The 16,952-nt window shown below is 71.0% G+C and carries 13 protein-coding genes and 1 tRNA gene; 5 read left to right on the top strand and 9 right to left on the bottom strand.

Features of this window, described 5'->3' with window-relative positions:
- From ACESMY_RS22635 to ACESMY_RS22620, 4 genes are all read right to left on the bottom strand, one after another.
- On the bottom strand, positions 1-179 hold a 179-nt coding region (locus ACESMY_RS22635; RefSeq protein WP_372786908.1), incomplete at its 3' end, for an IMP dehydrogenase.
- A gap of 78 nt (positions 180-257) precedes the next feature.
- Entirely contained in the window at positions 258-614 is a 357-nt protein-coding gene (locus ACESMY_RS22630; protein ID WP_372786905.1) for a hypothetical protein, read from the bottom strand.
- Complete coding sequence (locus ACESMY_RS22625; RefSeq protein WP_372786904.1) at positions 611-1,330, bottom strand: RlmE family RNA methyltransferase; 720 nt, start codon at positions 1,328-1,330, stop codon at positions 611-613. Before ACESMY_RS22625 ends, ACESMY_RS22630 begins: the two co-directional genes overlap by 4 nt.
- The gene (locus tag ACESMY_RS22620) at positions 1,327-2,412 is read right to left on the bottom strand and encodes a Ppx/GppA phosphatase family protein (protein WP_372786903.1); all 1,086 of its coding nucleotides are present in this window, start codon (positions 2,410-2,412) and stop codon (positions 1,327-1,329) included. The genes ACESMY_RS22625 and ACESMY_RS22620 overlap by 4 nt, the downstream gene beginning before the upstream one ends.
- A 159-nt stretch (positions 2,413-2,571) precedes the next feature.
- Here ACESMY_RS22620 and hspQ point away from each other — a divergent pair, with 159 nt between their 5' ends.
- Positions 2,572-2,901, top strand: coding sequence for a heat shock protein HspQ (gene hspQ / locus ACESMY_RS22615; RefSeq protein WP_372786902.1), 330 nt, complete (start codon positions 2,572-2,574; stop codon positions 2,899-2,901).
- 4 nt (positions 2,902-2,905) lie between these two features.
- On the opposite strand, the gene ACESMY_RS22610 is transcribed toward hspQ, so the two are convergent.
- Positions 2,906-4,969 carry an insulinase family protein gene (locus ACESMY_RS22610; RefSeq protein ID WP_372786901.1) on the bottom strand — a complete coding sequence of 688 codons (2,064 nt, stop codon included), beginning with the start codon at positions 4,967-4,969 and terminating at the stop codon, positions 2,906-2,908.
- Positions 4,970-5,171: 202 nt separating this feature from the next.
- On the opposite strand from ACESMY_RS22610, the gene phhA reads away from it, so the two are divergent.
- Positions 5,172-6,041 (top strand): phenylalanine 4-monooxygenase, encoded by an 870-nt coding sequence (phhA, locus tag ACESMY_RS22605; RefSeq protein ID WP_372786900.1) that lies wholly within the window; start codon positions 5,172-5,174, stop codon positions 6,039-6,041.
- Here the strand turns inward: phhA and ACESMY_RS22600 are convergent.
- Together ACESMY_RS22600 and ACESMY_RS22595 are read right to left on the bottom strand one after the other, a co-directional pair.
- Positions 6,035-10,195 carry a translocation/assembly module TamB domain-containing protein gene (locus ACESMY_RS22600; protein ID WP_372786899.1) on the bottom strand — a complete coding sequence of 1,387 codons (4,161 nt, stop codon included), beginning with the start codon at positions 10,193-10,195 and terminating at the stop codon, positions 6,035-6,037. The two genes, phhA and ACESMY_RS22600, sit on opposite strands and share 7 nt — an antisense overlap.
- Positions 10,192-11,997: an autotransporter assembly complex family protein gene (locus ACESMY_RS22595; RefSeq protein WP_372786898.1), complete on the bottom strand. Its 1,806-nt coding sequence runs from the start codon at positions 11,995-11,997 to the stop codon at positions 10,192-10,194. Before ACESMY_RS22595 ends, ACESMY_RS22600 begins: the two co-directional genes overlap by 4 nt.
- Positions 11,998-12,262: 265 nt before the next feature.
- On the opposite strand from ACESMY_RS22595, the gene ACESMY_RS22590 reads away from it, so the two are divergent.
- The 3 genes from ACESMY_RS22590 to ACESMY_RS22580 are packed head-to-tail and all read left to right on the top strand — an operon-like array spanning position 12,263 to position 15,605.
- Positions 12,263-13,672, top strand: a complete 1,410-nt coding sequence (locus ACESMY_RS22590; RefSeq protein WP_372786906.1) for a circularly permuted type 2 ATP-grasp protein — start codon at positions 12,263-12,265, stop codon at positions 13,670-13,672.
- Positions 13,669-14,616 carry an alpha-E domain-containing protein gene (locus ACESMY_RS22585; protein ID WP_372786897.1) on the top strand — a complete coding sequence of 316 codons (948 nt, stop codon included), beginning with the start codon at positions 13,669-13,671 and terminating at the stop codon, positions 14,614-14,616. Before ACESMY_RS22590 ends, ACESMY_RS22585 begins: the two co-directional genes overlap by 4 nt.
- Before the next feature lie 14 nt (positions 14,617-14,630).
- Complete coding sequence (locus ACESMY_RS22580; RefSeq protein WP_372786896.1) at positions 14,631-15,605, top strand: transglutaminase domain-containing protein; 975 nt, start codon at positions 14,631-14,633, stop codon at positions 15,603-15,605.
- A gap of 143 nt (positions 15,606-15,748) precedes the next feature.
- On the opposite strand, the gene ACESMY_RS22575 is transcribed toward ACESMY_RS22580, so the two are convergent.
- Positions 15,749-16,810 carry a glycosyltransferase family 87 protein gene (locus ACESMY_RS22575; protein WP_372786895.1) on the bottom strand — a complete coding sequence of 354 codons (1,062 nt, stop codon included), beginning with the start codon at positions 16,808-16,810 and terminating at the stop codon, positions 15,749-15,751.
- A gap of 65 nt (positions 16,811-16,875) precedes the next feature.
- A tRNA-Lys gene (locus ACESMY_RS22570) sits at positions 16,876-16,950 on the bottom strand.
- Between the last annotated feature and the right edge of the window lie 2 nt (positions 16,951-16,952).

Here is a 16,952-nt window from a genome sequence, read left to right as displayed (position 1 = left end):
GCCATGGCGATGGCCAGCCGGCTCTCGGTGACGGTGTCCATGGCGGCGGACACCAGCGGTATGTTCAGATTGATCTCTCGCGTGAACCTTGTCGCGACATCCACCTGGGTGGGCATCACATCGGACGGGCCGGGTTCTAGCAAAACATCGTCGAAGGTGAGCCCTTCGCGAATCTCCATGGAGACACCTCGTTTTGCGAGGGTCGTATCCCTGCAAAGGCCGACGGAGTCAACGCAGCTGGCGGGAAGATGAGGTGGTCACGGTCGACCGAGCCGCGCCACGCCGGGCCCGGCGCGCTTGCAACGCATCGCACCGGCGCTGAACGCCGGGCCCCAAACACGCCGCTGACGTCGCACCTCTAGTGTGTCCCCGACGGCGCATCTAAGAACCGCGAAGGTCGAGATGGTCGTTCTGCGGTCGGACAGGTCGATCGTCAGCCACGGGCGAGCGCCGGACCTGCTCCGCCCAGCGCCGATCGCCACAACACGGCCGCGGACCATCGTTGGCGGTCCGATCGGCGCCCAGATGATCGCTGCCAGCACGATAAGCAGGATCACGGCTCCGGCGAGCACCGGCAGGAACATGCGATCGGCCGGCGAGATGGTTTGGCTCATCTCGCGCTGAAGCCCTTGAAGCCGGTCGCCACCAGATAGAGCTCCGAACTGTCCGAGCGGCTGGCCTTGGGCTTCACCGTCTTCACGCTGGCGAAGTGGCGTTTCAGGGTGGCGATCACCTCGGCGGTCTCGCCGCCCTGGAAGGCCTTGGCGATGAAGGCGCCGCCCGGCTTCAGCACCTCGACGGCGAAGTCGGCGCCGGCCTCGATAAGGCCCACGATCCGCAGGTGATCGGTCTGGCGATGGCCGACGGTGTTGGGCGCGATATCCGACATGACGAAGTCTGGAGGGCCACCCAGCAGCCTGATCAGCTCCGGCCCGCAGGCCGGGTCGGTGAAGTCCATCTCGAGGATCGTGGCCGGCGGCAACGGATCCACCGGCAACAGGTCGACGCCCACGATGTGTGTCACGCCGCGTTCGAGCGCGACCTGAGTCCAGCCGCCGGGCGCCGCGCCAAGGTCCACGACCCGAGCGCCAGGCCTGAGCAGGCGCAGCTTGTCGTCGATCTCGGTCAGCTTGTAGGCGGCGCGGCTGCGGTAGCCGTGCGCGCGCGCCTTGGCCGCGAAGGGGTCGTTGATCTGGCGCGACAGCCAGGCCTGCTGCGAGGGCGTGCGTTTCCAGGCGGTCTTCAGGCGTTCGGGCACGACCCGCCCGGCCTCGGTGCCGCCGGTGGGCGGCCGGACCATGCGCTTGCGGGGAGGCGGATCGTCGCTCATTGGGCCGCCGTCTGGCGAAGGCCGCCGCCGCGTCGCCGCCGGCGCCGGCGGCCGCCACGGTCGGACATCAGGGACAGCAAGATGCCTTCCCGCAGGCCCCGGTCGGCGACCCTCACCCGGCTGCAGGGCCAGAGTTCCTGCACGGCCTGCAGGATCGCCGCGCCCGCCAGCACCAGGTCGGCGCGGTCGGGACCGATGCACGGCTGTTCGGCGCGGGCCTTGGCGCTCAGCGCCAGGAGGCGGTCGGCCGCGGCTTCGCAATCGGCGCGGGTCATCCAGAGGCCGTCCACGCGGCTTCGTTCATAGCGCGGCAGCTCCAGGTGCAGGCCCGCCAGGCTGGTGATCGCCCCGGAGGTGCCGATCAGGTGCGCCCGGTCGGCGTCGAACACCTCGCGCAGGCCGTCGGCCCGGCGGAAGACGCCGATCTCGGCCTTCACGGTCTCGACCATCTCGCGGAACCAGGCCTCGGTCGCCATTTCGCCCTCGGGGAACTGCTCCGCCAGGGTCACCACGCCGATCGGCACCGAGAGCCAGGCCCTGAGCGGCGGCATGCCGCTGGGCGGCGCGCCCTTCAGATCGACCCAGGAGAGTTCCGTCGAGCCGCCGCCGACGTCCACCACCAGCGCCGCGTCCGTCGTGCGGTCGATCAGGTTCAGGCAGCCGGCGACCGACAGCCGGGCCTCCTCCTGCGGCGGGATGATCTGCAGGCGAAGACCGGTCTCGGCGAACACCCGCTCGATGAAGGCCGGGCCGTTCTCGGCCATGCGGCAGGCCTGTGTGGCGATTGCGCGCAGGCGCAGCACCCGGCGGCGGCGAAGTTTCTCGGCGCTGACCTTCAGGGCGGCCAACGCCCGCTCCATGGCCGCCTCGGAGAGCTTGCCCGACTGAGTCAGCCCCTCGCCCAGCCGCACGATCCGCGAATAGGCCTCGACCACGCGGAAGCCGCCGGCCCCTTGCGGGGTGGCGATCAGCAGGCGGCAATTGTTGGTTCCGAGGTCGAGCGCGCCATAGCATGGGAGCTCGCCAGCAGACCTCTCCCGGCCACGAGTCGTGGCGCCGGGCGCACTCGGCGCCTCAGTCATGGACCGCTTCCGTCCTTCGCAGGCCCGCCGCACCAGCGCGCCTCATTTCAAGCGGGACCTTAGCAAGCCCGCTCGTTTCCCGGAAGGCATAGCCTTGAAACGAAGTTCCTGACCGCTACGTTCACCTTCCGGTCAGGAGAAGGGAGGTAGATTCGGCTCATGGACACGCAGAGCGCCAAATTCGCGATCGGCCAGGTTGTTCGTCACCGCGTCTATCCCTTCCGCGGCGTGATCTTCGACGTCGACCCGACCTTCTCGAACACCGAGGAATACTGGCTGTCGATTCCGGAGAACATCCGGCCTCACAAGGATCAGCCGTTCTACCACCTGCTCGCCGAGAACGACGAAAGCTCCTACGTGGCCTACGTCTCCGAGCAGAACCTGGTGCCGGACGACTCCGGGCAGCCGGTCGGCCATCCGCAGGCCTCGATGCTGTTCGAGTCCTTCCGCGAGGGCCAGTACAAGCTCCGGCCCCGGATCAGCCACTAGGCGTTCACGATCGGCCGCGGGCGGGCGCCAGTTTGCGCGCTTCGGTCTGGTCGGCGGCCGCGCCGGCCGCATCGCCCAGTTCACCCCTTACCTCGCCCCGCGCCTGCCATGCGGCCGCGTTCTTCGGATCGGTGGCGATCGCCGCGTCGTAGAAGTCCCGCGCCAGCAGAAGGTCGCCGAGCTGCCGGTAGGTGTCGGCCTTGGCGGCCAGCGTCGCCGGATCGCCGGGCGTCAGCCGCAACACCGAATTGAAATCCCGCAGCGCCTCGCTGTTGTGGCCCAGCTGTTTGTCGGCGACCCCGCGGTTGAAGAGGACGATGTCGTCCTTGGGGTTCACGGCCAGGGCATGGTCGAAATCGGCCATCGCCAGGTCAGCCTTGTCGATCGCCAGATAGAGGTTGCCGCGCGCGTTCAGGATGTCGCCGTTGTCCGGATCGATCGCCAGACCCTCGGCGAACTCGCGCAACGCCTTGTCCGCCTTGCGTTTGGTGACGAAGGCGCGGCCGCGCTCGTAGTGGTCTCCGACCTCCTTCGCGTGGGCTCCGGCGCGCTGCGGCCGCTGCACGGCGGGCGGCGTCGGCGTGGGGGGCGCCGCGGCCGGCTGCGAAACCGCGGCCAGCAGCTCGGCCTGCGGCAGCGGCGTGGGCGTGGTCCCGGCCACCAGCGGCCCCCACCCCGACCAGTCGCGCAGGAAGGCCGTGCGCACCGCGTCCGGACCCACATCGTCCATCAGGGTGTCGAGCGCCTTCAGGCCCGAGCGCGGGGTGAGCTGCGGCATGCCGTCGAGGGCCCGGTCGAGGATGTCGCCCGCCCGGTCGGCGGAGGGCCTGGCGGGCTTGCCGATCCCATTGCGGATCGAAGCCCTGATCTTCTCGACCGCGACGTCGACCTCGTCCTCCGTGGGCCCCTGCCCGCCGAACCCGCGGATCTCGCCCGCCACGGTGGCGATGGCCGCGGCCTCATGGCCCTTGATCGGGGTGACCGCGACGCAGGTCTTCAACGCGTCGGGCCGCAGTTCGTCGCTGATGCTGACCTCCTGGAAAGGCGCGTCGGCGCGGGACCGGAAGACGTCGAGGCGCTGCTGCAGCGCCGCCTGCCACAGGCCGCGCATCAGGAGGCTGCGCAGCCGGAATACCTCGTCGCCCTGCGGGTCCGGCGCGGCGATCCGGCAGATCCGCGCTACGGCGGCGATACGGGGATCGGTCTGCATCTGGACGTCGGGACCGCGCGGGGGCGGCGGGGTCCGGGGGGGGCGCACGCCGGCGCTCCCCTGGGGCGCCCAGTCTCCGAAGGTCGCGCGCACCTGCTGCTCCAGGGCCTCGACCGGCAGGTCGCCGACCAGCACCACGACCGCGTTCTCCGGCCGGTACCAGCGGTCGTAGAAGGCTTTCAGCTTTTGCGGCGTCAGGCCGGCGACGCCCTGCGGCGTGCCAAGCGGCAGGCGCGCGGCGGACCTGAGGCCGGTGTCCTCGAAGGCCTCGATGCGGTCGCGCAGCTGTCCGAAGCTGTTGGCGTGGGCGTTGCGCTCGGTCTGGATGACGGCGCGCTCGCGGTCGACCTCGGGCGCGGCGAACACCATGCCGTCGGCGACGTCGCGCAGCCACTTCATCGCCGTCTCGGCCTCGTGCGCGGTCATGGCGGCCAGGTCGAGCTGGTAGATGGTCTGGCCAAAGCCGGTGGTGGCGTTGCGGTCCCGCCCGAAGGCGACGCCCAGCGGTGCGAAGGTCAGCGCGATCTGGTTGTCGGGAAACGAGCGGGTGCCGCTGAAGGCCATGTGCTGCAGGAAGTGGGCGGCGCCGGCCTCGTCGTCGGCCTCTTCATAGCTGCCGACGTCGAACCCCAGGCGAAGCGACAGGGCGCCCTTCGGCGCGGCGCTCTGCTGCACGGCGTATCTCAGCCCGTTCGGCAGCCGCCCGTAGCGGACGGCGGGGTCGGGCGCGAGCAGGGCCGGATCGGGCCGGGCGCCGAGTGCTACGGGCGCAGACGCGGCCGGCGTCCCCTGAGCATCGGCCGGCCCGACCGCCACAAAGGCCGTCGCGAACCAGACGGCGCAGGTCAGAAGACGCATTCGAGTTCCTGCTCTTGGGGACCGCAAGGCTTTAGGCCGAATGGGTTAGGCGCGGCAATCGCGGCGGCGGTGCGACCGACCGGCCATAGTGTGGGTGATTTATGCGCTCGCCCGAGGGTTTGCGGACGATCCTCCCGCGGCGGAGGCTTTGGACAGCCAACTCAGGACGGAACTTCCCGCCAAACCGCGCCATTGTCGCGGCATGAGCGCGGACGGCTTTACGAACGGCCCGCCCCCCGGGGCCCGGGCCGACTGGACCATCGACCAGGGCTGGAACGGCTACAGCGACGCCGAACACCAGGTCTGGATCACCCTCTATGAGCGCCAGGCCGCCCTGCTGCCCGGCCGCGCGTGCGACCCGTTCCTGAAGGGCCTGGAGGCGCTCGACCTGCATCGGTCCGGCATCCCGGACTTCGCGCGCATCAACACCGAGCTCAACCGCCTGACCGGCTGGAGCGTGGTGGCCGTGCCGGGGCTGGTCCCTGACGAGGTGTTCTTCGACCACCTGGCCAATCGGCGCTTCCCCGCGGGGCAGTTCATCCGCAAGCCGGAGGAGCTCGATTACCTGCAGGAACCGGACATCTTCCACGACGTGTTCGGCCATGTGCCGATGCTCACCGACCCGGTGTTCGCCGACTACATGCAGGCCTATGGGCGCGGCGGCCAGCGGGCGCTGCAGCTGGGCCAGCTGCACAACCTGGCGCGGCTCTACTGGTACACGGTGGAGTTCGGCCTGCTGCAGACGCCGCAGGGCCCGCGGATCTACGGCGCCGGCATCGTCTCCAGCCGCGCGGAATCCCTCTTCGCGCTCGACGATCCTTCCCCCAACCGGCTGGGCTTCGACCTTGAGCGGGTGATGCGCACCCCCTATAGGATCGACGACTTCCAGCAGGTCTATTTCCTGGTCCCCTCGCTGCAGGCCCTGCTCGACGCCACGCTGCAGGACTTCGCCCCGATCTACGAGCGCCTGGCGCGGGCCAGCGACATCCCGATCGCCCAGATCGAGCCCTCGGACCAGGTCGTCACCCGCGGCACCCAGGCCTACGCGCTCAACCGGCCGGCCGCTCAGTAGTCGCGCCGCCAGCGGATCGCCAGGCGGCTGTCCCCCTGGCCGCCGATCCGCGAGACGATCGACAGGCTGCGCTTCACGCGCCACTCGACCTGGGCCGCCCCGCCGTCGCGGCCGCCGCCGGTGAGTTCGAGATAGACGTTGTCGGTGATGTACTTGCCGCCGGACACCGAGACGCCGCCCGAGGCCGCGTCGCCGCCGCCCAGCGCCAGCCGGTCGAGGCCGGCGAAGGTGCGCAGGTTGCCGACCACGTCGAACCCGCCGCCGCCGGCCAGGGCCGAGAGGGCCGAGGCGAGCTGCGCGGCCTCCAGCGGCGAAAGCTGCGAGGCCGTCCGCCCGAACAGCACCTGGGAAAGCACCTCGTCGTTGGGCAGGCTGGGCGTCGAGGTCAGCGTGATCTGCGGCCTGGCCGCGGTGCCGCGGATGCGCACGGCCGCGGTCAGCGAGGGATCGTCGCGAGTCGCCGTCAGGTCGAGACGCACCGCCTCGGCCCGCGTCGAGAGATAGACCACGCTGGTCGGATCGAACTCGAAGCGCTTGCCCGCGAAGTCGTAGTCGCCGCGCACGACGTGGGCCGAGCCGCTCAGGTCCGGGTGCGCGGTGGTGCCGCCGACATGGGCGTCCAGCGACAGCTCTACGTCGAGGCCATGCCCGCGCAGGAACACCCCGCGCGGCGCTTTCAGCGTCACATCCAGCGCCCAGCCGTCGCCGGTCAGGTTGGCCGGCGGCAGGGAGGCCGGCAGGTCCGCCGGTCGGTTCCGCTCCACGACATCCATGGCCACGACGCCGGACGGCGTCGGCACGCGGGCGGCGACGTCGGCCCGGTCGATGGTCAGCGCGCCGGACAGCCTGACCTTGCCATCGGCGGCGCGGTCGATGATCGCCTGGCCGGAGGCCGAGGCCGTGGCCTGGTCGTTGTCGATCAGCCGGAAGCCCTTGAGGTCCAGCTTCAGGTTGGACGCGCCCTCTCGCATCAGGCTGATCCGCCCTGACGCCGCCGCCGAGCCGCCGTGGCCGTCGACGCCGCTGGCCTGGGTGATGGTGACCGCGTTCTGGGCGAAATCGGCCTTCAGGACCACGTTGCGCAGCGAGAGCCCCGTCGCCCCGTCGTCGAAGCGGCCCCCGTCCACCGCGATCCGACCTGTGGCGCTGGGGTCGGCGAGCGTGCCGCCGATCACGCCTTGGGCCATCACCTTGCCGGCCAGGCTCCGTTCGCCGCCCACCAGCAGGTCCCAGAGCGGGCGGACCTCGCCCTGCGCGGCGAACTTGCCGCTCATCGGCCGTTGGCGGGCGATGGCGATGCGGAACGGCGCGGCGGACGACTCGGCCGGCAGCACGACGTTGCCACTGGCCGTGAGCCCCTGGGCGTTGGAGGCCGTCATGTCGAGGGACAGGGCGTTTCCAGAGAGCCGGCCGCGAACCACGCCGTCGATGCCCGACGCGGTCGGCGTTCCCCGGCCTCGCGCGGCGGCGAGCTTTGCCTCCAGCGTCCCATCGAGCCGGGCGCCGCGGCCCTGCAGTGTCAGGGTCGCATCGGTCCGCCCGGCCAGGTCCTCGTCGAGCAATCCCAGAGTCAGGCCTGTCACCTGCGCGCGGACATCCGTGCCGGCCTCGGAAAGCCGGCCGTCGAAGTCGATCCGGCCGCCGTCGGACGCCGCCAGTTTCAGGTGGGCGCTCCGCTCGGGGCCGCCGAACCGCACCTGCGCGGTCTCCAGGGTGCGCAGCTCCCGGCCCCCCAGCCGGCCCTGGCCGTCGAAGGTCGCCGCATAGCCGGGTTTGCCGTCGGCCAGCACCCCGCTGCCGTTAGCGCCCCAGCGGCCGCCGTCCGACTGACCCTCGGCCTGGGCCGTGTAGGGCAGTCGGTCGAGCGGCCCGTTGGCGGTCAGCTTCGCGGTCCGGACCGTGACGTTCGAACCGCCGAACCGGAGGTTCTCCGCGGTCAGGTTCAGCGCCGCGCGCACGCCGCCCGGCGCATCGGCGATCTTCACGGTCCCGGCCACGCGGCCCGCGTCGAGCAAGGCGCCCTTGGTCACGGTCACCTCGAGGTTCGCCGCCGAAGGCGTGCGGCTGCGCAGGGACAGCGAGCCCGACGCCTTCACCCCGCCGGCGTCCACCGACAAGCCCGTCAGGTCGATCCCGCCCTCCGGGAAGCCGAAGTCGGCGCGCGCGCGGGCGGGGCCAAAGGCGCTGGTCGCGGTCACGGCCGCCACGCCGCTCGATCCGTCGGCCTTGCGCAGGAAACTGAGCGTGATGTGGGCGTCCTTCAGCGGCAGGCGCGGGACGTCGATCTGCGCCACGTCGGCCAGGACGTCGGCGCGCGGCGCGGCGAGCGTACCGGTGATCGCCCCCGATCCCTTGGCCCCCCCGGCGATCTCCACCGGGCCGGCGCGGAACGGCCCCTGGGCGCTCCAGTCGAGCTTGAAGGTCAGGCCCCCGTCGGCCGCCAGCACGCCGGCCGTGCTGGCCTTGAGCGCCGCGCCAGCCAGGCTGGCCGAGCCGATCGCCAGACGCCGCCCCTGGAGGTTCGCCTGGGCTTTCAGCTCCGGCTTGGGGCCCAGCAGCCGATCGAGCTCCGGATAGCCCGTGGCCATCCGGTCGCCGCGGGCGTCGAGGCTGAAGGTCCAGGGTTGACCTGCCTTGGCCTGGGCCGCCGACCAGCTCGCCTGGGCCGATCCCGCCGCCCCGGCCCGCGCCGCCGCGAGGTTCGAGACCGCGGCCTTGCCCTTGAAGGTCAGCCCGCCCAACAGGCTGCGCCCGCCGTTCGCTTCGAGCTTCAGGCCGGAGCCGGTCACCTCAAGCTCGCGCAGCAGCAACCGCCCGTCGGCCAGCCGCGCGCCGTCGAAACTGGCCTTGGGCGCCCCGCCCAGGGCGGCGGCCAGAAAGCCTGCGCCGCGCCCGCCGGCCCCGGCGAGCCGGGTCTTGATGTCCCACTGCCCGGCCTTCTCGGCCACCTCCAGGGGCCCGGTGGCCTGGGCCAGGCTGTAGGCCCCGAGGCCCGCATGCCCCAAGGCCGCCGTGCCGGCGAACCGCCAGCCGGGCTGGGCCTGGGTGAGCCGTCCGGCGATGCGGTCCGGACCCATCTCCGGGCCGCCGGTGATCCGCGACAGCGCCTTGGTCTCCGCGGTCAGCTCGAGGCCGTTCGGACCGATGCTGCGCTGCCCGAGGTCACCCAGCCCCCAGGCCCTTAGGGCGAGGTTTTCCACACTAACCCGGCCATCCAGCGCGAACTGGTCCGGACCTGCGCGCCGGCCGGTCAGCACGAAGCTCGCCTCAGGCCCGAACCGCCGGGCGTAGGGCGCGGTGATCGTCGAGGCGGTCAGCGAGATGCGTCCGCGCGCATCGCCGCCGTCCTTGGTCCAGGAGCCGAGCGCCCGGAGCGGCTCGGCGGCCCCCGAGCCGGCGACGACCCCGAACTGGCCCTCGGAGACCTTGCCGCCGGCGATCCCCTTCAGGGTGAAGGCCTGGTTCGACGGGAGGCCGAGCGCGCCGGCGAGCGCGCCGCCGCGAGCCTCCTCGGCGTCGACGAGCACCTGCAACGGCCGGGTCCGCGCGACATCGTAGTCGACGTAGAGGTGGTCCCCCGGGTGCAGCACGCTGGCCGCGCGCACCTTGCCCCGCTGATCGCCGCTGCGTTCGATGTCGAGATCGAGATCGAGGTCGTAGACGCCCCGCACATAGCTGAACGCCGGCGCCAGCTCGACCCGCGCATGGGCCTCGTCGATGTGGAAGGAGAGCGGCAGGCCGGTGTCCTTGCCCTTTTTGGTCAGGGTCGGCCGCCGGAGCACCTTCAGGGTCTCGACGTCGATGCGGTCGGCATGGAAGTTTCGAGTCAGGAGTTCGACGTAACGCCATGTCATGTGGAGGTTATCCGCCTCCAGCCAGACGCCGCCCTCGTCGCGGACGGTCAGCTTGCGGACGCGGACGTCGCGCCAGATGTCGCCGCTCAGGCCCTCGATCTTCAAGCGGCCGAACCGCCCCACCTTCAGGCCGTCGGCCCGCGCCTCGATCAGCAGGCGCATCTGCGGCAGCAGCACTCCGTAGCGGGCGCCGACCAAGGCGGCCATGATCAGCACGAACACGCCCAGCGCCACGGCAACGATCTTCTCCGCCCGGCGGATCCGGCGCGGCGACGGCGGAATGTCTTCAGGCGCGCTCAAAAGCTCTGCCCGATGCTGACGTAGATCTGGAACGGCGCCTGGCCCCGCCGGCCGGTCACCGGGGTCGCCACGTCCACCCGGATCGGCCCGAAGCCCAGGTTGTAGCGCACGCCGAAGCCCGCCCCGATGCTGAGGTCGCGGAAGCTGGGGAACTGCGCGCCGCCTACGGTTCCGGCGTCGACGAAGGCCACGACGCCCCAGGGTCCGCGCAGCCGATGACGCAACTCCACCGAGGCCTCAGCCAGGGAAAGCCCGCCCTCCGGCGTATTGTCTGAAAGCCTCGGCCCCACCTCCTGGTAGCCGAAGCCGCGCACCGATCCGCCGCCGCCGGCGTAGAACCGTTGCGGCGCGGGGATGTCGGAGACGGCGGCGTTGACGATGCTGCCCAGATGCAGGCGGCCGGCCAGCACCGTGTTGCCCTGCAGGTCGAACGGGATGTAGCCCGAGACCTGACCCTGGAGCTTCAGATAGGGCAGCACGCCCTCCCCGGTCAGCAGCGTCGGCTCGATGCGCGTGCTGACCCGCCAGCCATGCCGCGGATCGAGCGGATCGTCGGAGCGGTCGAGCGCCATGTCGACCAGGCCGGCGAAGGTCGCGATGTCGCGGCCGAGCGACGTCAGGCTGCCGATACGGACCTCGCTGGTGCGGCTGAGGTCGATCGAGCCGCCCCAGGTGAAATAGGTCCCGGTCAGTCCAAACGTCGCGTTGCGGCCCCACCGATGGGTTACGTCGGCGCTGACCATCACCCCCTGCTGGTCGTAGGCAGGCGTGCTCGAGCGGTAGACCGCCGCACGCATGGCCAGCGTCTGCTGCGCGGTCTGCCAATGCGGCAGCGACAGGTCGGCCTCGATGCGGGTGTCGATGTTGGAGAGCCGGCCTAGCAGCGAGAAGGTGTCGGCGCGGCCCAGGACATTGTAGCGGGTCCATTTGGCGTCGAGCCCTAGCCCGTCGGTGGTGTCATAGCTGGCGCCGAGCTCGATTGTCCGCTTCAGGCGCTCGGCCACGCTGACCACCACCGGGCGCAGGCCGTCGGGCGTGGTCTTGTCGGCAGGGGCCAGGGCCACGGTGACCGACTCGTAGACGCCGGTGTCGAGCAGGCGGCGCTCGAGTTCCGCGACATCCTCCGGATCATAGGCCGCGCCACGCCGCCAGGGCGCGAGGTTCTGCAGCCACGCCGGGCTCGTGTGGCCATTGGTGGTCAGCTCGATCCCGTCCAGCCGGGCAATCTGGCCGGCGGAGATCCGGTAGTCGGGGCTCACCGTGCGGTCGGCGTGGTCGACGATCACCTGGCGCGGCTGGGCCTTGACGTCGGCATAGCCGCGCTTCTGGACCGCCGCCACGGCCCGGCCCTCGGCGCTGACCACGTCCGCGGCCCGTCCCGGCTGGCCAGGCGTCAGGGCGAGCGCGGCTTCGGCCGCCGCGGCCGCCGCGCGGTCGGGCGCCGCGCCGATCCAGTCGATGTGCGCCGGGCCGAGCACGAACCGCGGCCCGGGCGCGATCTTGACCAGCGCCTTCGGCGCATCGCCCTCGCCCACGTCGGGCTCGACGTCATAGGCGTAGAAGCCCTCCGAGCGCAGGACGGCGATGGCGTCCTCGGCCGCCTCGCGCGCGCGGCGGCGGGCCTCGAAGCGGTTTTCGATCGGTCGGTCGGCGACGCCCACGGCGCGCGCCACGGCGGCGCGCAGGTCCGGCGTCAGATCGCCTTCGATCGAGGCCTTGGGTTCGGCGGCGCGCGCGGGGGCGGAAAGCCCCTGGATGCTGAGGATCGCCCCGGCCGCGACGGCGTAGACAAGACGAGCCAAGCTCTCGAATCCTCGCACGCCCCTCACCGGGTGTAGCCGCGCCCAGCGGGACTGTCACCTTCGGCGCGGGCGCCTAAGGCTTGGGCAGTCGCCACCTTCGGCGCGCATCGCCGACGAAAGACCGCGCCTCTATCCCAACGACGCCCTAAGGCCGTAAGAACAGTGCGTGAGTGAAGGACGATCAAGGGTGAAGCTGGGGGCGGCCAAGGCGCTGCGCGTCGGCGAGGCGGCGGACGGCGCCGCCGGCGTCGCGCCCTACGACGAGATGTACGCGCCCGACGGGGACGTGCGTCCGCACTATGCCGCGCTGGCCGCTCGCATCGAGACGCTGAGCGCCGACGAACTGACCGAGCGGCAGAGAACGCTGGAGCGGTTCTTCCTGTTGCAGGGCATCACCTTCACCGTCTACGGCGCGGAAAGCTCCACCGAGCGGATCATTCCCACCGACCTCCTGCCCCGGATCATCTCGGCCGAGGAGTGGAAGACCATCGAGGCGGGCCTCACCCAGCGCCTGAAGGCGCTGAACATGTTCCTGGCCGACATCTATTCCGGCCAGCAGATCCTGATGGACGGCGTCGTCCCGCGCGACCTGGTGCTCAACGCGCCCTCCTATCAGCGGGAGATGCAGAACCTCTTCGTGCCGCACCAGGCCTACGCCAACGTCTGCGGCTCGGACCTGATCCGCCAGCCGGACGGCGCTTTCGCGGTGCTGGAGGACAATCTGCGCGTCCCCTCGGGCGTCTCCTACATGCTGGCCAACCGCGAGGCTTCCAAGCGGGTCTTCCCGGGCACCTTCCGCGGCGCGGGCGTCCGGTCCATCGACCGCTACCCCGATCTCCTGCTGAGCACCCTGAAGAGCATGGCGGCAGACTGGCGGCCGAATCCGCAGGTCGTCGTCCTGACCCCCGGCGTCTACAACTCCGCCTACTTCGAGCACGCCTATCTCGCCCGGCTGATGGGCGCGCCCCTGGTCGAAGGGCGCGACCTCGTGGTGCACGACAACATGGTCTACATGCGCACCACCACGGGCCTGCGGCGGATCGACGTCATCTACCGCCGGGTGGACGACGACTTCATCGATCCCCTGACCTTCCGCCGCGACTCCGGCCTGGGCTCCGCCGGGCTCTTCAACGCCTACCGCGCGGGCAATGTGGTGATCTGCAACGCGCCCGGCACCGGGGTCGCCGACGACAAGGCGGTCTACGCCTACGTCCCGGAGATCGTCCGCTACTACCTGGGCGAGGACGCCATCCTGCCCAACATCGAGACCTTCCTCTGCCGCGAGCCGGCCCAGCTCAGCCATGTGCTCGCCAACCTCGACAAGTTCGTGGTCAAGGCGGTGGGCGCCTCGGGCGGCTACGGCATGCTGGTCGGGCCGCACTCGACCAAGGCCCAGCAAGATGAATTCGCCGCCGCCCTCAGGGCCGACCCGGACAACTACATCGCCCAGCCGACCATCCAGCTCTCCACCGCCCCCTGCCTGATCGACCACGGCATCGAGCCGCGGCACGTGGACCTGCGTCCCTTCATCCTGTCCGGCGAGAAGATCGTGGTGACGCCGGGCGCCCTGACCCGCGTGGCCATGCGCAAGGGCTCGCTGGTGGTCAATTCCAGCCAGGGCGGCGGATCGAAGGACACCTGGGTGCTGACCGACCGCAAGGACCTGGAGCCATGATGCTCGCGAGGGTCGCCGACAGCCTCTACTGGATCGGCCGCTACGTGGAGCGGGCCGAGCACCTTTGCCGGCTCTCCGACGTCATGTTGACGGCGACGCTCGACCGCACGGAATCGGCCAGCCAGATCGCCCGCATCGCGCTGGCCGCCGTCGGAGACCCCGAGGACGCGGCCAAGGCGCTGAACCCCTACGAGGCCGCGCGCGCCCTGGTGTTGGACCGCGGGGACGAGGGCTCCGTGGCGAGCTCGCTGGCCCGCGCCCGGGAGAACGCCCGCCAGGTGCGCGACCAGATCACCACCGAGACCTGGGAGCGGCTGAACCTCATCCACCTGCGGATGACCGATCCCAAGGCCGCGCGCACCTTCGCCGACGGCAGCCAGGCCTTCCTGCACGAGACCATCGCCGACCTGCACCTCTTCAAGGGCGCGGCGGACGCCACGATGAGCCACGGCGAGGGCTGGCGCTTCCTGCTGCTGGGCGTCTACCTGGAGCGGGCACAGCTGATCGGCGCCCTGCTGGAAGTGTGCTTTGGCGACCGCCGCCGCCGCGCGATCAGCGACCATTCGGCGCTCACCGGCCTGCTGCGCATGAGCTGCGCGCTGGAGCCCTACCTGCGGGTCTATACCGCCGACATGCAGCCGCGCTTCATCCTGGAATTCCTGCTGCTCGACGAGGATTTTCCCCGCTCGGTCCGCTTCTGCACCGCGCGGATCGAGGAGCACCTGACCTCGCTCAGCCGCCACGCGGAGGCCACCGGCGCGGCCGGACCGGACCGCCTCGCCGGGCGGCTTCGCGCCCGGCTGCAGTACGCCGACATCGGTGAAGTGCAGGCCGGCGGGGCCAGCGCCTTCCTGGGCGCCGTGCTCGACGAGTGCCACGCGGTGCATCGCGCCGTCTATGAGACCTTCGTCGCCTACACTCTCGAACAGCGCCTGCCGGCCTAAGGACCAGACCGCCCGTGCTCCTCGCCGTCCGCCACTCGACCCGCTACCAGTACGATAAGCCCGTGCGCGAGAGCGTCATGGAGGTTTGGATGCAGCCCCAGAAGCGCACCGGCCAGCGGCTGATCAGCTTCGAGCTGGAGCTCGATCCGGCCGCCCAGCTCTTTTCCTACGCCGACACCTTCGGCAACGCGGTCTACCATTTCGACATCCCCCAGCCGCACGAACGCCTGACGATCATGGCCCGCTCGGCCGTGGAGACCGAGGCGCCGGCCGCCCTGCCCGACACGCTCGACCGTGGCGAATGGGATCGGCTGAAATCCGACTTCGTGCGCGGCGAGCACTTCGACTTCCTGCATCCGCACGGCTTCGCCCGGCCCAGCCCGGCGCTGGAGGGTTTCGTCGCCGAGAAGGACTTGGGCGCGCTGCGGGTCCACGATCCCCTGAGCGCGGTCCGCGACCTCAATCGCGCGGTCTATGAGGCCTTCGAATATGAGGCCGGGGTCACCCGCGCCGACAGCCCGATCGACGACGTCCTGAAGGCGCGCAAGGGCGTCTGCCAGGACTTCAGCCATGTGATGATCGCCATCTGCCGCGAGTGGGGCCTGCCGGCCCGCTACGTCTCCGGCTATCTCTTCACCGACCGCAAGGCCGGCGACCGCTCGGACCCCGACGCCACCCACGCCTGGGTCGAGGTGTTCCTGCCGAGCCTGCGCTGGGTGGGCTTCGATCCCACCAACAACATCCTGGCCGGCGAGCGCCATATCGCCTGCGCCGTGGGCCGCGACTACTCCGACGTGCCCCCGTCGCGCGGGGTCTACAAGGGCGAGGCGGACAGCGAGCTGGCGGTCGGCGTCACGGTCCGCAAGGCGCGCGCGGCGGTCAGCGAGCCGGAGTTCCTGCGTATTTCCCAGCCCGCGCCGCGCCCCGGCCAGCGCCGCAGCCAATATTCGGGCCTGGCCTACGACCAGCAACGCCAGCAGCAGCAATAGGCGGCACGCCGGCGGAAAAGGCGCTGCAGCGGGAAAGCGCGCTTGCGCCGACGCTTTGGCCCTGCGTCCGAAAGGGGCCGGAAATGGCGCGCCGAAGGGCCGTCGTAGCCCGCTGCAGCGCCGCCAATATAGCCGGTCTCGCCTCAGTGCGAAGGTCGGACGGTCTGAGCCCCGGGCTCCGCGCCAACCTTGTCGACCTTTGGCGGCGGTGCGAAGACGTCGACAATGGCCAGGACCGCCAGCGCCAGCACACTCCAGGGACTTGCGGGCAGCAGGAGCGCGCCGGCGTAGGGCAAGCCCCACCAGCGCCTCGCCAGGGCCGCGGAAAGCACGAACGGCGCGAAGATCGCCTCGTCGTAGTCCATGGCGTGCAGGGAGCCCAGGAGCGCGGCCGCGATGGCGATGAACACCCCGAGTTCGACCCGGCCGCGTCGTCCGGCCCACCAGGCCGCCGCGGCGCCGGCCGCCAGCGCCACGATCTTCCAGGCGCCCGGCAGCGACAGGTACCGCCGGGTCCAGGCGGCGTCATTGACCTGCAGGAACCCCGGCAGCGACGCCAGCCAGTCGGTCCAGGCTCCGACGCCGTAGACCAGGGTCGCGGCAAGGCACAGCACGAGGCCCGTGACCATCGCGCTCGCCAGGACGCGCCATTGCCCGGCCGCCAGGAACACCAGGGGGGCCAGGACGACCACCTGCGGCTTGATGCAGGCGGCCAGGCCCAGCAGCGCCCCGGCCAGGATCGGGCGGCGCTCCAGCGTCGCCGCGGCGAACAGGCAGGCGCCCATGATCAGCGAGGTCTGGCCGTTCACTTCCGAGAGCAGGACGATGGGGAAGACCATCACCGCCGGCGCCAGCAGCCTGCGCAGGCTCGCCACGATGGCCGCCGCCGACAGGCCGCACCAGGCGACATAACCCACCGAGACCGAGACCCACGCCAAGGGCATCGTGAGCATCAGGAAGGTCGGCGGATAGGGAAAATAGGCGTGCGTCACATGCAGGAAGCGCGAGAGCGCCGCCGTGTCGTAGGCCGAGGCCACGTGGTGCGCGGCCCAGAAGCTTCCAAAGTCCGCGCGGAGCGGCGAAATGAAATGCAGGACGCCGGCGGCGACCCCGACGGTGACCGCGAGCGCCAACTGGATGGCCAGGACCTGCGGGCCGAACACGACCGCGGTCTTCTCGGCCGGGGCTCGAACTCGTTTCGTCACCACGCCCTCTGGCAAATGACCGACCGCGGACCTTGGCCCTTACGCCGAGTCGAGGCTTGCGCGGTTGGTAGGCCGGGTGAGGTTCGAACTCACGACCATTCGATTAAAAGTCGAATGCTCTACCACTGAGCTACCGGCCCAC

It is taken from the genome of Phenylobacterium sp., assembly GCF_041691455.1.
In the GTDB taxonomy this organism is placed as follows: Bacteria; Pseudomonadota; Alphaproteobacteria; order Caulobacterales; family Caulobacteraceae; genus Phenylobacterium.
The sequence above is the reverse complement of the archived record's forward strand: the minus strand, read 5'-3'. Positions and strand labels throughout refer to the sequence as shown.

What these genes read in the sequence shown, in the direction of transcription:
- ACESMY_RS22630 (WP_372786905.1), bottom strand. Translation starts at nt 614, where the DNA reads ATGAGCCAAACCATCTCGCCGGCCGATCGCATGTTCCTGCCGGTGCTC.
- ACESMY_RS22625 (WP_372786904.1), bottom strand. Translation starts at nt 1,330, where the DNA reads ATGAGCGACGATCCGCCTCCCCGCAAGCGCATGGTCCGGCCGCCCACC.
- ACESMY_RS22620 (WP_372786903.1), bottom strand. Translation starts at nt 2,412, where the DNA reads ATGACTGAGGCGCCGAGTGCGCCCGGCGCCACGACTCGTGGCCGGGAG.
- hspQ (WP_372786902.1), top strand. Translation starts at nt 2,572, where the DNA reads ATGGACACGCAGAGCGCCAAATTCGCGATCGGCCAGGTTGTTCGTCAC.
- ACESMY_RS22610 (WP_372786901.1), bottom strand. Translation starts at nt 4,969, where the DNA reads ATGCGTCTTCTGACCTGCGCCGTCTGGTTCGCGACGGCCTTTGTGGCG.
- phhA (WP_372786900.1), top strand. Translation starts at nt 5,172, where the DNA reads ATGAGCGCGGACGGCTTTACGAACGGCCCGCCCCCCGGGGCCCGGGCC.
- ACESMY_RS22590 (WP_372786906.1), top strand. Translation starts at nt 12,263, where the DNA reads ATGTACGCGCCCGACGGGGACGTGCGTCCGCACTATGCCGCGCTGGCC.
- ACESMY_RS22585 (WP_372786897.1), top strand. Translation starts at nt 13,669, where the DNA reads ATGATGCTCGCGAGGGTCGCCGACAGCCTCTACTGGATCGGCCGCTAC.